Origin of the sequence: Kitasatospora putterlickiae (genome assembly GCF_039527695.1) — a bacterium.
GTDB lineage: Bacteria > Actinomycetota > Actinomycetes > Streptomycetales > Streptomycetaceae > Kitasatospora > Kitasatospora putterlickiae.
Genome location: NZ_BAAAKJ010000161.1, coordinates 1 through 453, shown reverse-complemented (window position 1 = coordinate 453; position 453 = coordinate 1). Strand labels below are relative to the sequence as shown.

Genomic DNA, 453 nt, shown 5'->3' with positions numbered 1-453 from the left:
GTCCGGGGCCGGGGCGGCGGGGGCCGTGCCGGTGCCAGGGGTGTCGGCGAGCGCCGGGGCGGCGGCGGCCGGGAACATCGCCGTCCTGCTGGCCGCCCGCTGCGCGGCCGGGCTCGCCCACGGGGTGATCGTCGGTGCCGCCACCAGCGTGGCCGTCGCCCTGGCCGGCCCCGGCCGGCAGGGGCGGGCGATCTCGCTGGTCTTCGGCGGCATCTCGGTCGCCACCGTGCTCGGCGTCCCGCTCGGCACGCTGGTCGGGCAGTCGCTCGGCTGGCGGGCCGCGCTCACCGCCGTCGCCGTCCTCGGCGCGCTCGCCCTGCTCGCCGTCCGGCGGACGGTGCCACCGACCGCCGCGATGGGCGCCGCCAGTCTCGCCGGGCAGTTGCGCGGCGCGCTCTCCCGGCCCGTGCTCGCCGTGCTCGGCACCGCCGTGGTGCTGTTCACCGGGCAGTT

1 protein-coding gene is annotated in these 453 nt (G+C 80.6%); it reads left to right on the top strand.

The features are described from left to right. Positions 1-40: 40 nt before the first annotated feature. The coding region (locus ABD308_RS16670) for an MFS transporter (protein ID WP_344334986.1) at positions 41-453 on the top strand (413 nt) is incomplete at its 3' end.